1 protein-coding gene is annotated in these 236 nt (G+C 33.5%); it reads right to left on the bottom strand.

Features of this window, described 5'->3' with window-relative positions:
- Positions 1-236: phosphotransferase (locus SB679_RS26245; protein ID WP_410705353.1), on the bottom strand; the 236-nt coding region annotated here is incomplete at both ends.

Raw genomic sequence — 236 nt, 5'->3', positions numbered from 1 at the left:
AGATTGTATCATTGTTCCAAAATCATACAAAAGAGTAGAAATCATCATGGTATCCAGATCAATCACAGCCAATGGTTGATGATTGTGATCAAATAGAATATTACTGATTTTTACATCTGCATGAATAATTCTTTTGGGAATCCGACTGTTTTTCTCCATTTCAATCCACAGATCAGGCAAGGATAGAAGATGATTGGTGAGTTCTATTTCCACTTTTGCATTTTCTATCAAATGAG

It is taken from the genome of Chryseobacterium sp. SIMBA_029 (assembly GCF_046535275.1).
Classification (GTDB): Bacteria; Bacteroidota; Bacteroidia; order Flavobacteriales; family Weeksellaceae; genus Chryseobacterium.
The sequence above is the reverse complement of the archived record's forward strand: the minus strand, read 5'-3'. Positions and strand labels throughout refer to the sequence as shown.